23 protein-coding genes are annotated in these 18,953 nt (G+C 70.4%); 10 read left to right on the top strand and 13 right to left on the bottom strand.

From position 1 onward, the window contains the following. The first annotated feature begins 105 nt into the window (after positions 1-105). The 3 genes from ACSMTC_RS20480 to ACSMTC_RS20470 all read left to right on the top strand — a co-directional run bounded on the left by ACSMTC_RS20480 (position 106) and on the right by ACSMTC_RS20470 (position 3,001). Positions 106-459 carry an antibiotic biosynthesis monooxygenase family protein gene (locus tag ACSMTC_RS20480; protein WP_436561158.1) on the top strand — a complete coding sequence of 118 codons (354 nt, stop codon included), beginning with the start codon at positions 106-108 and terminating at the stop codon, positions 457-459. A gap of 52 nt (positions 460-511) precedes the next feature. Then, entirely contained in the window at positions 512-1,468 is a 957-nt protein-coding gene (locus tag ACSMTC_RS20475; RefSeq protein WP_436561157.1) for an aldo/keto reductase, read from the top strand. Positions 1,469-1,969: 501 nt separating this feature from the next. Next, a complete protein-coding gene (locus ACSMTC_RS20470; RefSeq protein ID WP_436561156.1) occupies positions 1,970-3,001 on the top strand; it encodes a ferritin-like domain-containing protein in 1,032 nt (343 codons plus the stop codon). Between the two features lie 625 nt (positions 3,002-3,626). Here ACSMTC_RS20470 and ACSMTC_RS20465 read toward each other — a convergent pair. The 5 genes from ACSMTC_RS20465 to ACSMTC_RS20445 all read right to left on the bottom strand — a co-directional run bounded on the left by ACSMTC_RS20465 (position 3,627) and on the right by ACSMTC_RS20445 (position 6,000). Further along, positions 3,627-3,839 (bottom strand): DUF397 domain-containing protein, encoded by a 213-nt coding sequence (locus ACSMTC_RS20465; RefSeq protein WP_436561155.1) that lies wholly within the window; start codon positions 3,837-3,839, stop codon positions 3,627-3,629. Positions 3,840-4,047: 208 nt separating this feature from the next. Beyond that, a complete protein-coding gene (locus ACSMTC_RS20460) occupies positions 4,048-4,335 on the bottom strand; it encodes a DUF397 domain-containing protein (protein ID WP_436561154.1) in 288 nt (95 codons plus the stop codon). Positions 4,336-4,468: 133 nt separating this feature from the next. Next, entirely contained in the window at positions 4,469-4,681 is a 213-nt protein-coding gene (locus tag ACSMTC_RS20455) for a DUF397 domain-containing protein (protein ID WP_436561153.1), read from the bottom strand. Between the two features lie 279 nt (positions 4,682-4,960). Next, positions 4,961-5,173 carry a DUF397 domain-containing protein gene (locus ACSMTC_RS20450; protein ID WP_436561152.1) on the bottom strand — a complete coding sequence of 71 codons (213 nt, stop codon included), beginning with the start codon at positions 5,171-5,173 and terminating at the stop codon, positions 4,961-4,963. Then, the gene (locus ACSMTC_RS20445) at positions 5,170-6,000 is read right to left on the bottom strand and encodes a helix-turn-helix domain-containing protein (RefSeq protein WP_436561151.1); all 831 of its coding nucleotides are present in this window, start codon (positions 5,998-6,000) and stop codon (positions 5,170-5,172) included. Before ACSMTC_RS20445 ends, ACSMTC_RS20450 begins: the two co-directional genes overlap by 4 nt. Before the next feature lie 131 nt (positions 6,001-6,131). Here ACSMTC_RS20445 and ACSMTC_RS20440 point away from each other — a divergent pair, with 131 nt between their 5' ends. The 5 genes from ACSMTC_RS20440 to ACSMTC_RS20420 all read left to right on the top strand — a co-directional run bounded on the left by ACSMTC_RS20440 (position 6,132) and on the right by ACSMTC_RS20420 (position 7,835). Beyond that, positions 6,132-6,437, top strand: coding sequence for a hypothetical protein (locus ACSMTC_RS20440; RefSeq protein WP_436561150.1), 306 nt, complete (start codon positions 6,132-6,134; stop codon positions 6,435-6,437). After that, positions 6,434-6,652 (top strand): hypothetical protein, encoded by a 219-nt coding sequence (locus tag ACSMTC_RS20435; RefSeq protein ID WP_436561149.1) that lies wholly within the window; start codon positions 6,434-6,436, stop codon positions 6,650-6,652. The genes ACSMTC_RS20440 and ACSMTC_RS20435 overlap by 4 nt, the downstream gene beginning before the upstream one ends. Positions 6,653-6,715: 63 nt before the next feature. Continuing rightward, on the top strand, positions 6,716-6,847 hold the full coding sequence (locus tag ACSMTC_RS20430) for a hypothetical protein (protein ID WP_436561148.1): 132 nt from the start codon (positions 6,716-6,718) through the stop codon (positions 6,845-6,847). Further along, positions 6,844-7,350: a hypothetical protein gene (locus tag ACSMTC_RS20425; protein ID WP_436561147.1), complete on the top strand. Its 507-nt coding sequence runs from the start codon at positions 6,844-6,846 to the stop codon at positions 7,348-7,350. Before ACSMTC_RS20430 ends, ACSMTC_RS20425 begins: the two co-directional genes overlap by 4 nt. Then, positions 7,350-7,835: an NUDIX domain-containing protein gene (locus ACSMTC_RS20420; RefSeq protein ID WP_436561146.1), complete on the top strand. Its 486-nt coding sequence runs from the start codon at positions 7,350-7,352 to the stop codon at positions 7,833-7,835. Before ACSMTC_RS20425 ends, ACSMTC_RS20420 begins: the two co-directional genes overlap by 1 nt. An 88-nt stretch (positions 7,836-7,923) precedes the next feature. Here the strand turns inward: ACSMTC_RS20420 and ACSMTC_RS20415 are convergent, their stop codons facing one another. The 7 genes from ACSMTC_RS20415 to ACSMTC_RS20385 all read right to left on the bottom strand — a co-directional run bounded on the left by ACSMTC_RS20415 (position 7,924) and on the right by ACSMTC_RS20385 (position 15,539). After that, the gene (locus ACSMTC_RS20415; protein ID WP_436561145.1) at positions 7,924-8,268 is read right to left on the bottom strand and encodes a hypothetical protein; all 345 of its coding nucleotides are present in this window, start codon (positions 8,266-8,268) and stop codon (positions 7,924-7,926) included. Further along, positions 8,265-8,879 (bottom strand): sigma-70 family RNA polymerase sigma factor, encoded by a 615-nt coding sequence (locus tag ACSMTC_RS20410; RefSeq protein WP_436561144.1) that lies wholly within the window; start codon positions 8,877-8,879, stop codon positions 8,265-8,267. Before ACSMTC_RS20410 ends, ACSMTC_RS20415 begins: the two co-directional genes overlap by 4 nt. A gap of 75 nt (positions 8,880-8,954) precedes the next feature. Further along, positions 8,955-9,362 (bottom strand): hypothetical protein, encoded by a 408-nt coding sequence (locus ACSMTC_RS20405; protein ID WP_436561143.1) that lies wholly within the window; start codon positions 9,360-9,362, stop codon positions 8,955-8,957. 430 nt (positions 9,363-9,792) lie between these two features. Then, the gene (locus ACSMTC_RS20400; protein WP_436564745.1) at positions 9,793-11,028 is read right to left on the bottom strand and encodes a S53 family peptidase; all 1,236 of its coding nucleotides are present in this window, start codon (positions 11,026-11,028) and stop codon (positions 9,793-9,795) included. Between the two features lie 392 nt (positions 11,029-11,420). After that, positions 11,421-13,820 carry a glycoside hydrolase family 65 protein gene (locus tag ACSMTC_RS20395; RefSeq protein WP_436561142.1) on the bottom strand — a complete coding sequence of 800 codons (2,400 nt, stop codon included), beginning with the start codon at positions 13,818-13,820 and terminating at the stop codon, positions 11,421-11,423. A gap of 2 nt (positions 13,821-13,822) precedes the next feature. Continuing rightward, positions 13,823-14,587 (bottom strand): HAD family hydrolase, encoded by a 765-nt coding sequence (locus ACSMTC_RS20390; protein ID WP_436561141.1) that lies wholly within the window; start codon positions 14,585-14,587, stop codon positions 13,823-13,825. Between the two features lie 166 nt (positions 14,588-14,753). After that, on the bottom strand, positions 14,754-15,539 hold the full coding sequence (locus ACSMTC_RS20385) for a VOC family protein (RefSeq protein ID WP_436561140.1): 786 nt from the start codon (positions 15,537-15,539) through the stop codon (positions 14,754-14,756). Positions 15,540-15,897: 358 nt separating this feature from the next. Here ACSMTC_RS20385 and ACSMTC_RS20380 point away from each other — a divergent pair, with 358 nt between their 5' ends. Next, positions 15,898-16,659, top strand: a complete 762-nt coding sequence (locus ACSMTC_RS20380; protein ID WP_436561139.1) for an AfsR/SARP family transcriptional regulator — start codon at positions 15,898-15,900, stop codon at positions 16,657-16,659. A 61-nt stretch (positions 16,660-16,720) separates the two neighbouring features. On the opposite strand, the gene ACSMTC_RS20375 is transcribed toward ACSMTC_RS20380, so the two are convergent. Next, positions 16,721-17,881, bottom strand: coding sequence for a hypothetical protein (locus tag ACSMTC_RS20375; RefSeq protein ID WP_436561138.1), 1,161 nt, complete (start codon positions 17,879-17,881; stop codon positions 16,721-16,723). Between the two features lie 193 nt (positions 17,882-18,074). Here ACSMTC_RS20375 and ACSMTC_RS20370 point away from each other — a divergent pair, with 193 nt between their 5' ends. After that, positions 18,075-18,842: a 4'-phosphopantetheinyl transferase family protein gene (locus tag ACSMTC_RS20370; RefSeq protein ID WP_436561137.1), complete on the top strand. Its 768-nt coding sequence runs from the start codon at positions 18,075-18,077 to the stop codon at positions 18,840-18,842. Positions 18,843-18,953: the final 111 nt, after the last annotated feature.

Here is an 18,953-nt window from a genome sequence, read left to right as displayed (position 1 = left end):
GCTGGAGGGGAGCTCGGACAGCTTTGGTCAAGAGCTCGATCCCTTATGTACACCGTTCAGGAAAGACCCTGGATCATCGGGCGCGTCCCGCCATACGGTGGCGCCATGAGCAATCACTCCGAAGCGCCTGTTGCGCCCGTCCAGGCCTATGAACCCCCTTACTACGCGGCTGTCTTCAGTGCAGTGCGAACCGAGGACCAGAGCGGCTACAGCGAGACCAACGCACGCCTGGAAGACCTGGTGAAGGACATCCCCGGGTACCTGGGGATGGACTACGCACAGAATCCCGGCGGGCTGGCCATCACCGTCGCCTACTTCCGCGACGCCGACGCCCTCACGGAGTGGCAGTCCAACGCCGAACACCGCGCGGCGCAGAAGCGCGGGCGGGCCGAGTGGTACCAGAGCTACACGCTGCACGTGGCGAAGGTGGAGCGGAGCCACGGGTTCACGCGAGTGTGACCAAGTGGCATGCCTGCCGGTCTTGTTGTCGTGCCGGAACTAGAGTGACCCGATGGAATACAGAACGCTCGGCAACAGCGGACTCCTCGTCTCCGTGGTCGGACTCGGCTGCAACAACTTCGGCGGACGTCTCGACGCGGCGCAGACACTCGCGGTGGTCGACGCGGCACTCGACGCCGGGGTGACGCTCTTCGACACGGCCGACATGTACGGCGGCGGGGGCGGCTCCGAGACGCTGCTCGGCCAGGCGTTGAAGGGGCGGCGCGACGAGGTCGTGCTGGCCACCAAGTTCGGCCATCAGCAGGCGGACATGGGGTACGGGCCCGCGGCCGGGGCGAAGGGCGGTCGGGCCTACGTCCGGCGCGCGGTCGAGGAGTCGCTGCGACGCCTGCAGACCGACCACATCGACCTCTACCAGCTGCACACCCCTGACCCGCACACCCCGATCGCCGAGACGCTGGCCGCGCTCAGCGAGCTGGTGCGTGAAGGCAAGGTGCGCTACATCGGGCACTCCAACTTCACCGGCTGGCAGATCGCCGAGGCCGCGCACGTCGCCCGGGAGATCGGGGCCGTCCCGTTCGTCTCGGCCCAGAACGAGTGGTCGCTGCTCGAACGTGGCGCGGAGCGGGAGGTGGTGCCTGCGGCGCTGCACTACGGCCTCGGTGTGCTGCCGTACTTCCCGCTCGCCAACGGCATGCTGACCGGGAAGGTGCGCCGTGCCACGGGCGTGCCCGCAGGCTCGCGCCTGGCATCGCGGCCCGAGCGGGTGACCGAGGCCGGCCTCGACACGGTCGAGCGCCTCGCAGCCTGGGGCGAGGCGCACGGCCGGAGCGTCCTCGAGATCGGCGTGGGCGCGCTCGCCGCACGGCCCGGCTGCGGCTCGGTCATCGCCGGGGCGACCAGCGCCGAGCAGGTGCGCGCCAATGCCGCCGCCGGGCAGTGGGTACCGACCCCCGGGGAACTGGCCGAGATCGACGCGATTCTCGACGCGGCGCCCGCCGTGGCCTGAACGGCTGTGTCCGTTCGCTACTTTGGGTAGCCCGGAGTCCTGGTCCGGCTTGGTGTCGCAAGGCACCGAGCCGGCCGGGGAGCGGAAGTCCAGGGGCTGCGGTGATCGGCTGAGGCCGACGGCGCGGCCCGATGCGGTGTTCTGCTCGACGGCGTGTCGTGCCGGGCAGTGGCGGGTGGAACGCCGACTGCGGAAGCGAGTGGCGGCCGAACTCAGCGGCGCAGGCCGGGCCGATTGCCCGGAGTGCGGCAAGCTTTGGGTGGCCGGGGTGGATCGGCGTTCGAACGCCGGCTTCAGGGCCGTTCTTGGGGCTCTACGCCGAAGGAGTCTTCACCCGTCTGCCCGCTTTGCCGCGATCCACCCCCGGGAACGATCGCAGGCGCACTCAGCGGCGTGCGGAGTCGCACTGATCTGTCGCAATCGGCCCCGGGGCTTCTTCTTGGACTTCGTCCGCGCTGACCGGGCCTGCCCGCCGCTTCCGCCGAACGAACGGGAATCGCCGTGACCACCTTCGCCACCAAACCGATGCCGATCGCCGAGCTGATGGAGATCCCAGCGGTCGATCACGACCTGAAGTGGATCAAGGACAGTCTGCAGTCCGCCATCGCCCTGGAGCTGTCGACCCTGCCGCCCTACCTGTGCGGCATGTGGTCCATCAAGACCCAGGGCTCCGAAGCCGAGAAGCTGATCAAGAGCGTCGTCCACGACGAGATGTACCACATGGGGATGGCGTGCAACATGCTGTCGGCGATCGATGGGACGCCGCACATCCTCGCCGCGGCCCCGACATATCCGGGCAAGCTGCCGGGCAATGTGCGGCCGACGATCGAGGTGTATCTCCAGGGGCTGACCCAGACGTACGTCCGGGAGGTCTTCATGGAGATCGAGATGCCCGAGAATCCGCTCGCGCCCCTGTACGAGGAGTGGATCACGATCGGCAAGTTCTACGACGCGGTGCGGGACGCGTTCAAGAACGTCAACCCGACCATCGGGGCGGGCCATCAGATGGAGACGCCGATCGGCAGGAACAAGCTGACCAAGTTCACCTCGGTCGACCAGATCACGGAGGCGATCGACGTGATCAAGGAGCAGGGAGAGGGCACCAGCCACCTCCCCGACGACCCCACCGCCGACGGACGGCTGGCCCACTACTACGGCTTCGGTGAGATCTGGAAGGGACACAGGCTGGTGCCCACACCCAACGGCCCCACAGCGTACGACTGGGTCGGGGATCCGGTCCCCTTCCCCGAGACGTACCCCATGGGCAGGCTCACAGCGGAGCGCTGGCCCAACCCCACGGAGAAGGTGCAGGGACTCCTCACCGCCTTCAACGACAAGTACACCGAGATGCTCAGCCTCCTGGAGAAGGCATGGCAGGAGGGAGACAACGGCGCGCTGGGCGATTCGATCGGTGCGATGTTCGCGCTGAAACCGGCTGCGCAGGCGTTGATGGCCGAGCCCCTACGGGATGACAGCGCACATGTGTACGGGCCCGAGTTCCTCATCCACCCCGGCCACCCCAAGCACGGCTGACCCAGGCGATACCGCCGCATACCGCCAGGGTGCGGCTCAGCCGGCGGGCGCACGCGTCGTGGTTGGCCCACGACGCGTAGCGCCCGTCCCCGTCCCCGTCCCCGTCCCCGCCCCGTCCCCGAGGTAGCGCGACCGCCTCGATCCGGTGACGGACTCCCGGTGGGCCAGCGCTTACGCGGCCCTCGGCCGGCACCAGCAGCGCGGCGACACCCGGCCCCCAGCTTCCGGGCGACCTCCGCAGGGGCGGGACTCCTCGTTTAAGGCCCTCCAAGGCGTCCAGGGCCTGCTTGGTCAGCGCGGCGGCCTTCGTCCGCGAGGTCTGGGCGGGCCCGCTGGCGTCGACCTTCTGGAGCAGGGTGCGGTAGTTGTCGACCGGTTGGGGTTTGACCGGCTCACTCGAACGCGGCGGCGACGTTCAGCGGATGATTCGACCGCTGGTGGGCGACGTGGTCGCACCGAGAGTCACCGTGGCCTATCTGCTGAGGACGTGCCCGCTTCATGGGAGAGGGATCGGAGACAGGCGCTGAGCAGCCCTTGAGATCAGGGGCGCTGCACAAGGCCCGTCGGGATGAGGAGACCCCACGGCCGAATGAGGACGGCGGTGGGGTCTCGGGAGGGCGGGCAGTCAGACGGCGCCGAACTCGCCGCTCTTCACACCCGCCACGAAGGCCGCGAAGGCGTCGGCGGAGAAGACCAGGGCGGGCCCCTGCGGGTCCTTGGAGTCACGGACGGGCATGATGCCGGGGTAGCCCGGGGCGACCTCGACGCACTGTCCGCCATTGTCGCTGTGGCTGGACTTGAGCCAGGAAGTACCGGTCAGGTCAAGGTTGGGGGTCATGATGCGAGTTCCTCCAAGCTGCACGGATGACGTCCAGGGAAGCGACTTGCGCAGGCACAGCGGCCTGAGGCCGATCGTAGCGACAGCTGCCCGGTTCCGTTCCAGGGAAACCCCGGTTGGAGGTACTCCACGCAGGCAGTTGGATGCATCCAGCCATGGTCAGCGAGGCGGGTCCGATGCGGGCGCTCATGCCGAGCCGACGGTGTAGCTACAGGAGTGGAGCTGAGGAGACCCCACGGCCGAACGAGGACGGCGGTGGGGTCTCGGGCGTACGGGCCGTCAGACGGCGCTCGCCGTTCTTCACACCCGCCACGAAGGCCGCGAAGGCCTCGGCGGAGAAGACCAGGGCGGGCCCCTGCGGGTCCTTGGAGTCGCGGACGGAGATCACGCCGAGTGGGGCGAACACGGGCGCCCACTCGATGCAGTTGCCGCCGTTTCCATCCGAGTGCGTGCTCTTGATCCACATCGCGCCCGACAGGTCGAGGGAGGAGGTCATGGTCGCCAGTTCCTTTCACGACTCGGCGAATCGGTCGGGCAGAGGCGGGTAGCGGTCCCGCACCTTCCTACCCCTGCGGGTGGCCGGCACCGGAGCCTTCTATCAACCCCTAGGTACGGTGAGGGAGAGGTAATCAGACGGAGCCGAACTCGCCGCTCTTCACACCCGCCACGAAGGCCGCGAAGGCGTCGGCGGAGAAGACCAGGGCAGGCCCCTGCGGGTCCTTGGAGTCGCGGACGGGCATGAAGCCGGGGTAACCCGGGGCGACCTCGATGCACTGCCCGCCGTTGTTGCTGTGGCTGGACTTGAGCCAGGAAGCACCGGTCAGGTCAGGGTTGGGAGTCATGATGCGAGTTCCTCCAAGCTGCACGGATGACGTCCAGGGAAGCGACTTGCGCAGGCGCAGCGGCCTGAGGTCGATCGTAGCGACAGCTGCCCGGTCCCGTGCCTGGAACGCCCCTGGTTGGGGTATCCCGCGCAAGCAGTTGGATGCATCCAGCCATGGTCAGCAAGGTGAGTCCGATGCGGGCGTTCATGCCGGGTCGGCGGTGTAGCTACAGGCGCGGACATGAGGAGACCCCACGGCCGAACGAGGACGGCGGTGGGGTCTCGGGCAGACGGATAGTCAGACGGCGCCGAACTCGCCGTTCTTCACACCCGCCACGAAGGCCGCGAAGGCATCGGCAGAGAAGACCAGGGTGGGCCCCTGCGGGTCCTTGGAGTCGCGGACGGGCATGATGCCGGGATAGCCCGGGGCGACCTCGATGCAGTTGCCGCCGGACTGGCTGTAGGAGGACTTGGCCCAGAACGCGCCAGTCAGGTCAACGGAGTTGATCATGCGTGCAATTCCTCTCGTGCGGCGCGGATCATTGCCAGGGAGGAAGCCTGGGGCAGCGCTTCAACCTGCAAGCGATGGTAGTCCCTCTCCCAAGCCCTAACCGTCTCGGCTGTGCGCTCAAGAAAGCCTCGCTGCTGGGCTTCCGAGTAGCCAAGGACCGTTCGATCCGGAAGCGTCAACAGCATGACGCCCAGAGTGAACGGCGCCAGTTCAGCCAAAGCGAACGGGGCCGCCTGGATGATCACGCTTGACCGGCCTGCCAAGGCCGTCAAGAACTGAAGCTGGTCAGCCATGACCTGCGGACCTCCGATCGGGCGGCGGAGGCAGGACTCGTCGAGTACGGCATGAACCAGCGGCGCAGGAGTCCGTTCCAGAACCCGCTGGCGGGTCACGTGAAACTCGATGCGTTCTTCGGCCTGGGTCTGGGTGATGCTGCCGCGCTGCACGGCTGCCGCTGCGAGCGCTGCGGCGTACCCGGAGGTCTGGAGAAGCCCAGGGATGATGCCCAGCCCAAAAATCCGAATCTCGGTGGCCTTCTGCTCTTGGGCGACGTACTCCGGGAAGCCCTCAAGCAGCGCCGTGTGCTTGAGGTGCCACCACATCAGTTCGAGGGTCCCGCCAGTTTCGAGGGCGACGTCGGCGGCCTGGGAGAAGTGAAGTGTGGGCGCGCGCTCCGCTCGTTCGAGGTACGAGAGGTAGGTACCACTGAACCGCACCTCTTTGGCGAGCTCCGTCTGTGAGTAGCCCTTGGCCTTACGCGACCTGCGGAGTTGCACCGCGTAGGCTGCAGCTGGAGATGACGTTGGATCAAGATTCTTTTCTCTCAAGGCTTCTGCCTCATTTCACAGCACCAAAGTGTCCAGTGCGACGTACTTCCGATCGTAGCTCCGGAGCGCAACCCTTGGAGCACAGAACGTGAGATTCGGGGTCACCACCCCCGACCGATCGGAGCACCCCTATGCCTGCCGTCGCCCTCAGACCGCCGCAGATCGACCGTGCGAAGTGCCCGCCGAGACTGCTTGATCGCATGATGACGCGCCCGCGAATCGAGGCACTGGCCGCCTGGCGCGGCTTGGCCGACGCATTGGATCAGGCGGGGATCGTGTTGCCTTCCCTTGGAGTTGACCAGGTTCCCGTGATCGGCAGCGGTGTCTTCGTGGTGGAGCTGGGCAGGGCTCGGCCCGACGTGGTTGCTCGACTCGCGGCGGTGGTAAGGCTCGGCGCCGAGGCGCAGTTGGCGAAGTCGGGCACCGGGATCGCATGAGCTACAACGGTCCACTGGCGTGCTCTACTCCGGGCTGCGGCAGGCACATTGAGGCGAGCGCCCCGTCCGACGGCGGCGTACGGGAGTGGCGCTGTCCGGGCTGTGGGGCCTTCGGCTACACGCTCCCCCCGGAGTACGCGGCCGAGCATCCGGACGAGCCGGTCTTCCAGCGGGTCGGACTCCTGCTGCGGCCCGCGAAGAAGGCGACCACATGACCTCCCCTGCCCCGCGCCCACGCTGACGGAGATCCCGCGATGACGTACCGACCCACTGCCTTCATGAATACCGACTACGGTGCCTGGGCGGATCCCCCCGAGCCGGCCGACACCAAGGGCCCCGAACCCGCCGACGAGGCAGAGGACTTGGCCGAGGACGGCACGTTCGCGAAGTCCCCGGAAGACGGGCCGTGACGCTCGACCTGCTTCTCGGCACGGCTCTGGTCTTCGCCCTCGCGGTCAGCGCCTGCGCGGCGGTCCGCGCGGAGCGCCACCGCATTGAACTCCCGCCCGGGTCCGACAACTCCCCAGTCCGGGCGGGAAACCCCGGTCGGCCGCGTGCGTACACCCCCGAGGCGTGCGCGGCCGGCTGGGAGCAACGAGCACCAAGCAGAAAGCACAGCAGCATGGTTCAGATCGAGCGGCCCGCGCCGCCGGCCCAGTGGCTGGAGCGGCACCACCGGACGATGAGCGTCGTCCTGGCGGTGCTCACGGCCGCCGCAGCCCTGACCGCCGGTTCGCTCATCGTCCACACCTGGCGGAGCGCCGTCGTCGCCGCGTACGGGGCGGCGGCCTGGGGCTTCATCCGGGGTGCGGTGAGACTCGCGGCCTGGCGCGCAACCGCTGTCCGGCCGGCCGAAGCGGCACCGTGCACCCGACCTTCTCCATTGAACAGCGCGACCACTAAGGACAGTTGATGCACTTCGACACCGCCCCCGACCAGCTCCCCCGGATCCGTCTGGAGTGCCAGGCCCTGATCACCAACCCCCGGGGCTTCGTCCTGCTCATCAACCCGGACGACCGCGACGGCTGGACCCTGCCCGGCGGCCCCGCCCACCAGGGCGAGCAGCCGCACCTGGCCGCCGCCCGCACCGTCCGGGCCACCACCGGGCTCAGCCTGGACTTCACCGACGCCCTCATCGTCGACGTCACCGCCCGCGAGGACGCACCCCAGGGCATCGACCACGTCTTCACGGCACAGGTCACCACGCAGACCGCCGCCACCGCGACCATCCCCGCCAGGGCGCTCGCCACCATCAGCGAGATCGCCTGGGTCGAACCCGACTACATCCCGGACCGCTGCACCGACGACCAGACCCGCCGCATCTGGTCCGCCCTGCTGCGTCTCACCGACCCGTTCGCGCCCGTGTACCACGTCGAAGGCCGCGCCATCGCAGTCTGATGCTCCGGCAGGAACCACGCACCGGTGTGCACGACGTCGGGGTCCGAGGATGCGAAGTGCGCAAGGCCGGCCGCGATCCGGACATGCTCTATGGCCGGCTGATCACACTGGGATCCGCAGCGGACGGGCCGACCGGGCGCACAGGTGTGGACGGCGATGGTTCAGTGATGCCCGGGGTGCCGGCGGGCGGCGTCGGAGCCGGGTCCCGTGGGCTGCCGGGCAGCAGCACCAGCAGACACAGGGCCACCACGGCAGCCGCCACGCCGAGCGCGGCGAAGGCAACCCCGCGTACCCGGCGCACCCCCCAATCGCGTCCCTGCGGGGGTGCGTCGCGGCACAGGTCGCGGTGCGTGACGAGCGCGGCGCGGGCGGCCAGCGCGGCGCGCAGCCGGTCCTCGGTCGCCGACCGGCGGTCTTCGGCATCCGGCTTCATCGGCCCGCCCCCAGCTTCTTCTCCAGGACATCCAGCGCGCGGCTCGCGGTGGACTTCACCGTGCCGCGCGACAGTCCGAGCGTCTGCGCGATCTGCGCCTCGGTCAGCTCCGACCAGTAGCGCAGCACCAGCACCTCTCGCTGGCGCCGCGTCAATTGTGCCAACGCGTCGAACACCTGACGGTGCTCCTCGGCGAGCAGCAGCCCCTCCTCGACGGGCGGCCCGTAACCCTGGTGGGGCGGGGTGTAGGCACGGGCGGTGCGACGTCTGCGCAGCACGGAGCGGGCCGCGTTGACAACGGCGGTACGCAGGTAGGCCTCGGGGTCCTGGAGCCCGTTCAGCGAGGTGCCGTGCGTACGGTGGACTGCGGCGAAGGCGTCCTGGACGACGTCCTCGGCGGTGTGCAGATCGTCCACCAGGAAGAGCGCGAGCCGCACCATGTCGAGCCGCCGCGCCCGGTACAGCTCGGTCAGCGTGGGCGGCGGCTCGTCGTCGTACGGCGCATCGAGCGCCCGCAGATGATGTCCCCGTACCGGCACGTCCCCGGTCCGGGGCACGCGGAAGAGGAGACGGGACCACCATGTCGGCGCTGCGGGAATGGCGTACTGCATGGGCCTCGATCCGTTGCGGGAGGGGCGGGCGGGCCTGCGGAGAGGCCGGCCCGCCCCGTGGTGCTGCCGCTGCTGCTACTTCTGGACTCCGCTGCCCGGCTGGATCACCCGGGGAGCATTCTCGGCCGGGGCGGCCCCGGAGCCCGACTTGCCCGGCTCGACGACCTTCGGGGCACCGCCCGACTTGCCCGGCTCGACGACCTTCGGGGCACCGCCCGACTTGCCCGGCTCGACGACCTTCGGGGCACCGCCCGACTTGCCCGGCTCGACGACCTTCGGGGCACCGCCCGACTTGCCCGGCTCGACGACCTTCGGGGCCGCGTCCCCGGTCGTGGTGACCTTCGGCGCGGCGGGGGCCGGCTTCGCGCCGGAGTCGGCGACGGCCTGCGCGGCGAAGCCGCCGCCCAGCAGCAGCGCGACACCGGTGACGGTGCCCAGGACCCGGAGGCGGGGACGGTAGTTCAACTTGGCGTGCGAAGACATGGGACTCTCCCGAGGAAGTGACGGAAACACGGTCTGGAACAACAGCTGAAGGGCGCCTTCAACCCACCAGACGTGCGACGTCCCCCGAGGTTGCGACCACATCCGAGAAACTTCACCACGGCCTGCTCCTCGGAGGGAGCGTGCCCAGGCCCCGCAGGCCGGCCCTGATCTGCCGCGCGGGCACCGGCCCCGGTGCCGGGCCCACGTCCTGCCGCTCGCCCGGGCCGGTGGAGGATCTCGGCTCGAACGCGGAAAGCCCCCGCACCGACCTCCCACACGGGGAGGAAGGTACGGGGGCCGTGGTGGCCCGCCGAGGGGTCAGCCGGCACGTGCATTCGTCAGACGCGCCTCAGCCCTGCCGCCGAACAGTGCGGCACCGCAGCACAGTTCCGCATCCCTGAAGACGCGTCTCCACTCGGCGAAGCCCGGCTCAGCCCGCGAAGGCGGTGAGGCCGTTCGGGGTGCCGAGGCCGGTCGGACCGTCGTAGCCGACGCCCGCCGTGCAGAGGTAGGACGGGGAGCAGCTGCCGTTGGAGCCCGTGGTCACGTCGTTGAGGGACGAGGTGTGGGCGTACGGGAAGGAGGCCGGGTAGCTACCGGTGGACGGGGTGCCGGCCAGCGCGTAGACGCTCGCGATGATCGGGGACGAGGCGCTGGTGCCGCCGTAGACCGCCCAGCCGCTGCCGCCGTAGGTCTGGTAGACCGCCACACCGGTGGCCGGGTCCGCGACGGCGGAGACGTCCGAGACGGTGCGCTTGCCGCAGCCGGTGTCCTTCTGCCAGGTGGGCTTGGCGATGTAGGCCGAGCAGCCGGAGCCGGTGCCCTCGGTGCTGTTGGTGTACCACACCGACTCGCTCCAACCACGGGCATTGGAGCTGCGGTTGAGCGCGGTGCCACCGACGGCGGTGACGTACTTGGAGGAGGCCGGGTACTCCGCGCCGTACGCCGAGTCACCGGCGCTGACGGTGATGGCGACGCCCGGGTGGTTGTAGTAGGAGCTGTCGTACGAGGCGTCGGAGGAGGACTCCGGGGCGCCGTAGCTGTTGGAGACGAACTTGGCGCCGAGCTTGACGGCGGTGTTCACGCCGGTGCCGAGGTTGGCCATGCCGGCGGTGGTGGACTCGACCAGGATGATCTTCGCGTTGGGGGCGATCGCGGAGACCATGTCGAGGTCGAGCGAGATCTCACCGGCCCAACCCGAGTTCGCCGACGGCAGCTTGGTGCCACCGGTCTGGTTGACCTTCTTGAAGCAGCCGTTGGCGGTGGTGCAGGCCGGCAGGCCGTACTGGGAGCGGTAGACCGCCATGTCGGACTCGGCGTTGGGGTCGTCGTACGCGTCCACGATGGCGATGGTCTGGCCCGCGCCGCCGTTGGCCGGCAGGTTGTACGCGCCGATCAGGTCGCTCGGGCCGTAGCCGGACGGCGTCGCGTTGGGGGTGACGCCCATCGGCTTGACCTTCTGGACCGTGCTGGTGACCCGAAGGGCGTTGCAGCTCACGGTGTCACCCTTGGCGAGGGTGTCACAGGCCCGCACCCACGAGGTGTTTCCCTTGTGGTAGACGGTGGCTGACGCGGCGCCGGCCGGAGCGGCGGTGGAGATCGCGGACACGGCGAGGGCCGCGGTACCGGCGAGGGCCAGGGCGAACCGGCGGGTGGACGCGGGCATGGTGGGGGAATGCACCGAACTTCCTCCTGTGGCTGGGCTGGTAGCCCTTTGAAGGCGTGGGGGCTGTGCGTGGGGGCGGTCGCACGGAGACCGATGGGGGCCGGCATCCGGGCAGGTGAAGATGACGGCCGCTCAGGCCGTTACTCACCACCGGGAACTGGCGCCGACGCTAGCCAGACATGGCCAGGTCAAACAATGGGCAGCCCAGGATTCGACCAGCCCTTTACCACCCGAAGGGAAAGGGCTGGTCGAACTCACAGCAATTCACAGGTCGGAGGCATTGCGCTCGCAACACGGAACCCACTGGCACACCGAGGAGTTGACGGTGCGCAATATTGCGGTGACACCGCATCAAGCAGCGTCGCCCTCGGCGACCTCCGCCCCCGGCGGCGTCACTCGGCCGGCAGGTGCTCCACCACGCCGATCGGCAGGCCCGCCTGCGGCTGCCGCCTGGCCGGTTCGCGTCCGGGTGGCTGGTTACACAGCCCCTCGGGCGGTGTCTCGGGCACGGTGGTGGAACGGCCGACCGGCCTGCCGTGCTCCAGCTTCAGCTGCTCCCCCTCGTGCAGCAGGGTCATCGCCGGGCCCCGGCGCAGTGTGTAGGTGGTGCGCTGGTGGGTGATGTCCACGTGCAGCAGCCGGTCCCTGACCACCATGGCGAAGGCCAGCCGACGCAGCCCGGCGGGCAGTCGGGGCCGGAAGGAGAGCTCGTCGTCGTGGTCGCGCAGTCCGCCGAAGCCCGCCACCAGGGCGATGCAGGCGCCGGCCAGCGAGGCCATGTGCAGGCCGTCCTTGGTGTTTCCGCCGAGGTCGTGCAGGTCCATCAGGGCGGCTTCGGCGGTGTAGTCGTACGCCAGGTCCAGCTGGCCGACCTCGGCCGCCATCACCGCCTGGGTGCAGGCGGACAGCGAGGAGTCGCGGACCGTGAGCCGCTCGTAGTAGGCGAAGTTGCGGGCCTTCTGCTCGTCGGTGAAGGCGTCGCCGCGCACCTGCATGGCCAGCACCAGGTCGGCCTGTTTGACCACCTGCTTGCGGTACAGGTCGAAGTACGGGTAGTGCAGCAGCAGCGGGTACTTCTCCGGCGGGGTGTTCTCGAAGTCCCAGAACTGGTGGTCGGTGAAGCCGTCGGCCTGCGGGTGGATGCCGAGCCGCTCGTCGTAGGGGATGTACATGGCCGCGGCGGCGTCCCGCCAGGTCGCCGCCTCCTCGGTGTCCACGCCGAAGGCGGTGGCCTCGTGCATGTGCCGGGTGGCGGTCTCGGCGGCGACCCGCAGGTTGGTCTGCGCCATCAGGTTGGTGAAGACGTTGTTGTCGGCGACGGCGCTGTACTCGTCGGGTCCGGTGACGCCCTCGATCCGGAACCGGCCCTCGGAGTCGTGGTGGCCGAGCGAGCGCCACATCCGGGCGGTCTCCACCAGAAGTTCGAGCCCCAGGGTCTTCTCGAACTCGACGTCCCCGGTGGCCCGGCAGTAGCGGGCGACCGCGACGGCGATGTCCGCGCCGATGTGGAAGGCCGCGGTGCCGGCGGGCCAGTAGCCCGAGCACTCCTCGCCGTGGATCGTCCGCCAGGGGAACACCGCTCCGGACAGGCCGAGTTGGGCGGCCCGGTCGCGGGCCATCGGCAGGGTGCTGTGCCGCCAGGCGAGCACCTGCCTGACCGCCGACGGCATGGAGTAGGTGAGCACCGGCAGGACGAAGGTCTCGGTGTCCCAGAAGCTGTGGCCGTCGTAGCCGGGGCCGGTCAACCCCTTGGCGGGGATGGCCCGTTCCTCGCTGCGCGCACCCGCCTGGAGCACGTGGAAGAGCCCGAAGCGGACGGCCTGCTGCAACTCCACGTCGCCGTCCAGCTGGACGTCGCTGGTTTCCCAGAACTTCTTGAGGAACTGCTGCTGTTCGGCGACCAGCCCGTCCCAGCCGGTGAACCGGGCGGCGGTCAGCGCGGCCTCGACCTGGTCGCGGACGGCGGGCAGCGAGCGGGTGCCCGACCAGCCGTACGCGATGAACTTGACCAGTCGCAGGGACTCGCCCGGGTTCAGCACGGTGGTGACGCTGTACCGGCCCTGGTTCTCGGCGCATTCGGCGGTGGCGTCGAAGTGTTCGGGCCCCTCGACCAGGTGGTCCATCCCGGCCGCCACCCGCAGGCCGCTGAACCTGGTCCGGTGCACCAGGACCGCCTTGCTGCCGATGGCGTGCGCGGCCTCGGCGAGCAGCGGTGACTCCAGGGCCGCCGCGGCCCGCGGATCGCCCACGCCCTCCGGGAGCTGCTCGTTGGCGACCAGCTCGGACTGGAGCACGATCCGCACCGGGCCGTCCACCGCGGTGACCCGGTAGTCGATCGCGGCGACCGCCCGCTGGGTCAGCGAGACCAGCCGGGAGGAGGTGACCTTGATGGTCCGCCCGGCAGGCGAGGTCCACTCGGCCTCGCGCCGCAGGACACCCTCGCGGAAGTCCAGCTGCCGCTGGTGGCTGAGGAGTTTGCCGTAGCGCAGATCGAAGGGCTCGTCGTCGACCAGCAGCCGGATGATCTTCCCGTTGGTGACGTTGATGACGCTCTGGCCGGACTCGGGGAAGCCGTAGCCGCCTTCGGCGTACGGCAGCGGGCGCAGCTCGTAGACGCCGTTGAGGTAGGTGCCGGGCAGGCCGTGCGGTTCGCCCTCGTCCAGGTTGGCGCGCAGGCCGATGTGGCCGTTGGAGAGCGCGAACACCGACTCGGCGCGGGCCAGCCCCGGGATGTCCAGGCCGTGTTCGGCGACGCCCCAGGGGTCGATGGTGAAGACGTTGGTCGCGGCCATGCCTAACTCCCCTCCTCCTGAGCGGAGTCCGCCTCGATCAGTTCGGCCAGGTCCCTGACCACGATGTCCGCGCCGTGTTCGCGCAGCGCTCCGGCCTGGCCGACCCGGTCCACGCCGACCACCGCGCCGAAGCCGCCGGCCCGCCCGGACTCCACCCCGGCGAGGGCGTCCTCGAAGACGGCGGCGTGCTCGGGCGGGGTCTTCAGGGCCCGGGCGGCGGCCAGGTAGGTGTCGGGCGCGGGCTTGCCCGGCAGCTTGTCGCGCCTGGCGACCAGCCCGTCGATCACCACGTCGAACAGTCCGTCGATGCCCGCGGCCCGCAGGACGTCCCGGCAGTTGGCGCTGGAGGAGACCACGGCGCGCGGCAGGCCGAGCACCCGGAGCCGGTGCAGGTACTCCACCGAGCCCGGGTACGGCTGCACGCCCTGCTCCTGGATCATGCGCAGCACGGTGCGGTTCTTGGCGCTGCTCAGCCCCTGGACGGTGCGGGTGCCCGGCGGGTCGGCCGGGGTGCCCTCGGGCAGCCGGATGCCCCGGGAGGCGAGGAACTCCCGGGTGCCGTCCAGCCGGGGCCGGCCGTCGACGTACGCGTCGTAGTCACCGACCGGGTCGAACGGGATGAACTCCTCGCCGGTGCGCTCGGCCTCGGTCCTCAGGAAGGAGTCGAACATGTCCTTCCAGGCCGCCGCATGCACCTTCGCGGTCTGTGTCAGCACTCCGTCGAGGTCGAAGAGGAATGCTCGGATGTGGTCCGGAAGTCCCAGCATGCCGCCAGTGTGGCGCGGAACGGCAGCGGAAGCCGCCCATTTGCGCCGCATCTGCGCGTCGCGAACGGGCGGCCCCGGCGACTTTCGGCCAAGTTCTGTCTGGCCAGGCGGTGTTCGGCCCAGGGGGAGCCGTCGGCGCGCTTCGCCGTGCTCCCCGTCGCCGGTCCTACATCGGCTTCGTCTTGATCACCGCGAAGACGGCGCCCTGCGGGTCGGCGACCACCGACATCCGCCCGGCCGGCATGTCGAAGGGCGGTACCAGCACGTTGCCGTTGCGCTTCACCAGTGCGTCCACCGTGCTGTCCGTGTCGTCCACGGCGAAGTACGTCAGCCAGTGCGCGGGCATGCCGGCCGGGGCGTTGGCCAGGTTGGCGACGCCGCCGACCGGGCGGCCGCCCACCTTGAGCACGTGGTAGTCGCCCGCCTCCGCCATGCTCATCGGCTCGATATCGGCGCCGAAGACGGCCTTGTAGAAGGTCTTCGCCTTGGCCGGGTCCCCCGTGTGCAGCTCGTTCCAGGTGAGCGCGCCGGGCTCGTTGACCACCTGCGCGCCGAAGAAGTCCAGCGGCTGCCAGACACCGAAGACCGCACCGGTCGGGTCGGAGGCGATCAGCATCCGCCCGACCGTGCCCACGTCCATCACCGGGACCATCACGGTGCCGCCGTTGGCGGTGATGGCCGCCTGGGCGGCGTCGGCGTCGTCGGTCGAGAGGTAGGTGGTCCAGACGGTGGGCGGGGCCGGCTGCCCCGGGGGCGCCATCGCCGGGCCGATGCCGCAGACCGGCTTCCCGTTCAGCAGGCACATCGCGTACCCGCCGAACTCGGGCGGGCCTATCTCGCCCTGCCAGCCGAACAGGTCGCGGTACACGTCGAGCGCGGCCTGCTGGTCCGGCGCCATCAGGTCCACCCAGCACGGGGTACCGGGCGCATACTTCTCGGTAACTTCAGACATCTCGTCTCCCTCGGCGGTGACCCCCGTCGCCCACCTTGACCGCCGCCGCCTGATCCTGCCACCGGAGGAACGGCCCGGCCCGGTGCTGGGACGGCCCCGCGGCAAACGCGCCCGACAGCCTGGCATCCCGTTCTGTACGGGCTCTATACGCCGGCTGGTTCGCGCAGGTCACAGCGGGTGCGGAGGAGGGCCGATAGAGAAGCGATATCGACCCGATGACGCCCGCTCCTACGCTCCGGGGGTCAGCGGATCACGGATCCGCAAGCCCGTCTCTCGACGAGCTTGACGGTACCGGCCGCCACGACCGTCGCACGATCCCACGCGGTGCCGCGGGGGAACCACGAGAGAGGACGACACCATGGAGTTCCGGATCCTCGGTCCGGTCCACATCCGGACCAGCGGCCATGAAGACTCGCTCAGCGGCACCAAGCAGCGCACGATGTTCGCCGCGCTGGTGCTCGCCGGTGGCCGGGCGCTGTCCGACGAGTACCTGAGCCGGATGCTCTGGGACACCAATCCGCCCAGCACGGCCGGTGCCCAGATCCACACCTATGCCTCCAGAATCCGGCGCAGAGTCGGCTCAGAGGTGCCACTGGTCAGACTCCGGATGGGGTACCGGCTGATCGCCGAGCACGTCCCCTGCGACCTCACCCGCTTCACCCAGCTCTCCCAGGAGGGCTTCCGGGCGCTGCGCGAGCAGCGCTACGAGCTGGCCTCCGAGCGGCTGCGGGAGTCGCTCGGGTTCTGGCACGGCGAGGCGCTCGCGGACGTCACCGACCACCTGGTGCTGGCCGAGCGGCCGAGGCTGGACGAGGCCCGGCTGGAGGCGCTGGAGGCCATGATCGAGGTCGACCTGATCCTGGGCCGGCACCGTCAGCTCATCTCCGAGCTGACCGGCCTGGTCACCCAGTACCCCATGCGCGAGCGGTTCCGGGCGCTGCTGATGACCGCCCTGTACCGCTCCGAGCGCCAGGCGGAGGCGATGTCGCTGTACCTGGACGGGCGGCGGATCCTGGCGGACGAGCTGGGTGTGGAGCCCGGCCGGCTGCTGGTCCGCACCTACCAGGCGATCCTGAGCGGCGAGGTCAGGACCGCGGTCCCGCACCAGCTGGCGTCCTGATCCGCCGACCAGCGGGAGCCCCGGTCGTGGACCGGGGCTCCCGAACTCTTCCCCGACCGTGTCAGGTCGCGCTGCCGGACACGGCGGCGCCGGCGGCCACGACCGCGAACGGCGTGAGCGGACCACCGGTTCGGACCGCGTGGACCAGCCGGTCCGCCAGCGCTTCGCCGACGTGGTCCGGGACGTCCGCCGGGGCACTCTCCAGGAGACCGCGCAGCCGGAGCAGCAGCTCGCGCAGGGCCGCCCGCAGCCAGATGCCGTCCTCCCACAGCGGCTGCCCGTCGGCCGCCGTGCGCTGCGCCGACCACAGCTGGAGGCAGGCGGCCGCCGCGTAGAGGTCCTCGTAGCCGGCCGCGAGCCGGCGGTCGGGCTGCTCGAAGTCGGTGACGCTCAGCACCTCGGCCATCCTCCGGTGCAGCTCGTCACCGGCCGCGAGCACGGCCTTGGCCAGGTCGTGGATCTCACCGCCGTGGGCCGTGGCGCCGTCCTGGCCCAGCACCCCGACGGCGGCCGGGAGGGCCTGCACCACGCTGCACCCCCCGCGCGAGAGTGGCACCAGCCGGGACCGGTCGAGCGGCGGCAGCGGAGCACCGAGCAGCATGGTCGAGGGCAGCCGGTCATCGGTCGACTCCAGGGCGAACCCGTGCACCAGCCAAGGGAACTGGGCGGCCAGCGCGTTCCGCTCCCTCAGCGGCTCCGGGCCGACCGGCTCGTACCGGTCCGCCAGGACGTCCACCGGGCCGTTCTCCGTCAGGTCGGCGAGAGTGGCCGTCACCTCGGCGACCAGCGTCGGTACGAGGGCCGACACCACCGGGGCGAGGACGCTCAGCTCTCCGGTCAGGGTGTGCACGGCCCGGGCCGAGAGTACGGCGGCCGCCTCGGCCGCGAACAGCAGCGAGGCGGCCCGGCTCAGCGAGCGGCGCACATCGGGATCCTCGGCCGGCGGGCGGCCCGTCGGCCCCTGGCGCTCCACCGCGAGGCGGATCGCGCGCCGCAGCGCCCGCTCGCCCGCGTCGAGCGTCCGGGCCGCCGGCAGTGCCCAGGCCAGCTGCGCGTCCGCCAACTCACGGTCGTCGAAGCCGGTTTCGGCCCCGTCGGAGGGTTCGCCCCGGAGCACGGTGCGCCACAGCTGGAACACCCCCTCGTGCCCCTGCGGGCCTCTGGTCCATGCGGCGGGGACAGGCCGGCCGTCGGCAGGACACGGCCCGGAATCACTGGCCATCGCTGTCTCCTTCGCGAAATGGGACGTCGCTCCGACTGTGCCGGTGCCTTCTATCTTTTCCCTGTATCGGACCCTAGACCCTATAGGTAGCCACACCCTCTCAAATGCCAGGCGCGGTAGGGGTCTCGCATAGGAACGGTATAGCCGCAGCGCACAACCTGGGTTCGACGCTTCCCAGGAAAGGACACCGTTGATGAGCGCCGGAGGCTACCGCGATGTCTTCGACGCCGACGTGACCCACGTGTGGCAGGGCAGTACCGTCGGGCCGCTCGGTGCGGACGACGAACGCATCCTGTCCGCCGCCGAGCAGGACCGGGCGCGTCGGATGACCAGTCCGGCCGGCCTGCACTACGCGGGCGCCCATGCGGCGGTCCGCCGCATCCTCGGCCGCTATCTGGAGGTGGCACCGGAGCGTCTGCGGCTCGGCCGGCTGCGCTGCCCGGAGTGCGCCGGAACCGACCACGGCGCGCCCTGTGTCGTCTGGCCGCCGACCGATCTCAGCTACAGCCTCTCCAGATCGGGTCCGCACTGGCTGCTGGCCGTCACCTCGGGCTTCCAGGTCGGTGTCGACCTGGAGGACATGCCGGGTGTCGAGACCGCGGAGGTCGGCCCGATCGTGCTCTCCGACGCCGAACTCGCCTACCTGGACGCCCAGCCCGACCCGGACCGCAGGCTCTCGGCGTTCCTGCGCTGCTGGACCCGCAAGGAGGCGGTGCTGAAGGCCAGCGGCGTCGGCCTGATCGCGGACGTACGCGCCGTCGAGGTGCAGCCGCAGGCCGCGGGCCCGGTGGTCATCGAGCACGCCGCCGCCACCGGACCCGGCCGCTGGGTGGTCGAGGACGTCCCGGTACGGCCCGGCCACTACGCGGCCATCGCCCGTGAACAGGCGGGCGCCGGACCGCTGCTGGTACGCGACTACCCCGCCGGGTTCACCCCGCCGCCCGCCGACCACGCGCCCTGACGGGCCCTCCGCCGGGCGGCGCACGCACGGCCGACCGACCCGCACCCCGATCCGCGGTGCGGCCCCGGAACCCGCTCCACCCGTGCGACGCGGGCAGGCAGCCCGGATAAG

The sequence above is a fragment of the Kitasatospora sp. HPM-01-4 genome (genome assembly GCF_051374625.1).
Classification (GTDB): Bacteria; Actinomycetota; Actinomycetes; order Streptomycetales; family Streptomycetaceae; genus Kitasatospora.
The sequence above is the reverse complement of the archived record's forward strand: the minus strand, read 5'-3'. Positions and strand labels throughout refer to the sequence as shown.

Excerpts from the sequence above, each read along its gene's own strand:
- ACSMTC_RS20480 (WP_436561158.1), top strand. The coding sequence starts at position 106 with ATGAGCAATCACTCCGAAGCGCCTGTTGCGCCCGTCCAGGCCTATGAA.
- ACSMTC_RS20475 (WP_436561157.1), top strand. The coding sequence starts at position 512 with ATGGAATACAGAACGCTCGGCAACAGCGGACTCCTCGTCTCCGTGGTC.
- ACSMTC_RS20465 (WP_436561155.1), bottom strand. The coding sequence starts at position 3,839 with ATGACCCCCAACCTTGACCTGACCGGTACTTCCTGGCTCAAGTCCAGC.
- ACSMTC_RS20460 (WP_436561154.1), bottom strand. The coding sequence starts at position 4,335 with ATGACCTCCTCCCTCGACCTGTCGGGCGCGATGTGGATCAAGAGCACG.
- ACSMTC_RS20455 (WP_436561153.1), bottom strand. The coding sequence starts at position 4,681 with ATGACTCCCAACCCTGACCTGACCGGTGCTTCCTGGCTCAAGTCCAGC.
- ACSMTC_RS20450 (WP_436561152.1), bottom strand. The coding sequence starts at position 5,173 with ATGATCAACTCCGTTGACCTGACTGGCGCGTTCTGGGCCAAGTCCTCC.
- ACSMTC_RS20440 (WP_436561150.1), top strand. The coding sequence starts at position 6,132 with ATGCCTGCCGTCGCCCTCAGACCGCCGCAGATCGACCGTGCGAAGTGC.
- ACSMTC_RS20435 (WP_436561149.1), top strand. The coding sequence starts at position 6,434 with ATGAGCTACAACGGTCCACTGGCGTGCTCTACTCCGGGCTGCGGCAGG.
- ACSMTC_RS20430 (WP_436561148.1), top strand. The coding sequence starts at position 6,716 with ATGAATACCGACTACGGTGCCTGGGCGGATCCCCCCGAGCCGGCCGAC.
- ACSMTC_RS20420 (WP_436561146.1), top strand. The coding sequence starts at position 7,350 with ATGCACTTCGACACCGCCCCCGACCAGCTCCCCCGGATCCGTCTGGAG.
- ACSMTC_RS20415 (WP_436561145.1), bottom strand. The coding sequence starts at position 8,268 with ATGAAGCCGGATGCCGAAGACCGCCGGTCGGCGACCGAGGACCGGCTG.
- ACSMTC_RS20410 (WP_436561144.1), bottom strand. The coding sequence starts at position 8,879 with ATGCAGTACGCCATTCCCGCAGCGCCGACATGGTGGTCCCGTCTCCTC.
- ACSMTC_RS20405 (WP_436561143.1), bottom strand. The coding sequence starts at position 9,362 with ATGTCTTCGCACGCCAAGTTGAACTACCGTCCCCGCCTCCGGGTCCTG.
- ACSMTC_RS20400 (WP_436564745.1), bottom strand. The coding sequence starts at position 11,028 with ATGCCCGCGTCCACCCGCCGGTTCGCCCTGGCCCTCGCCGGTACCGCG.
- ACSMTC_RS20395 (WP_436561142.1), bottom strand. The coding sequence starts at position 13,820 with ATGGCCGCGACCAACGTCTTCACCATCGACCCCTGGGGCGTCGCCGAA.
- ACSMTC_RS20390 (WP_436561141.1), bottom strand. The coding sequence starts at position 14,587 with ATGCTGGGACTTCCGGACCACATCCGAGCATTCCTCTTCGACCTCGAC.
- ACSMTC_RS20385 (WP_436561140.1), bottom strand. The coding sequence starts at position 15,539 with ATGTCTGAAGTTACCGAGAAGTATGCGCCCGGTACCCCGTGCTGGGTG.
- ACSMTC_RS20380 (WP_436561139.1), top strand. The coding sequence starts at position 15,898 with ATGGAGTTCCGGATCCTCGGTCCGGTCCACATCCGGACCAGCGGCCAT.
- ACSMTC_RS20375 (WP_436561138.1), bottom strand. The coding sequence starts at position 17,881 with ATGGCCAGTGATTCCGGGCCGTGTCCTGCCGACGGCCGGCCTGTCCCC.
- ACSMTC_RS20370 (WP_436561137.1), top strand. The coding sequence starts at position 18,075 with ATGAGCGCCGGAGGCTACCGCGATGTCTTCGACGCCGACGTGACCCAC.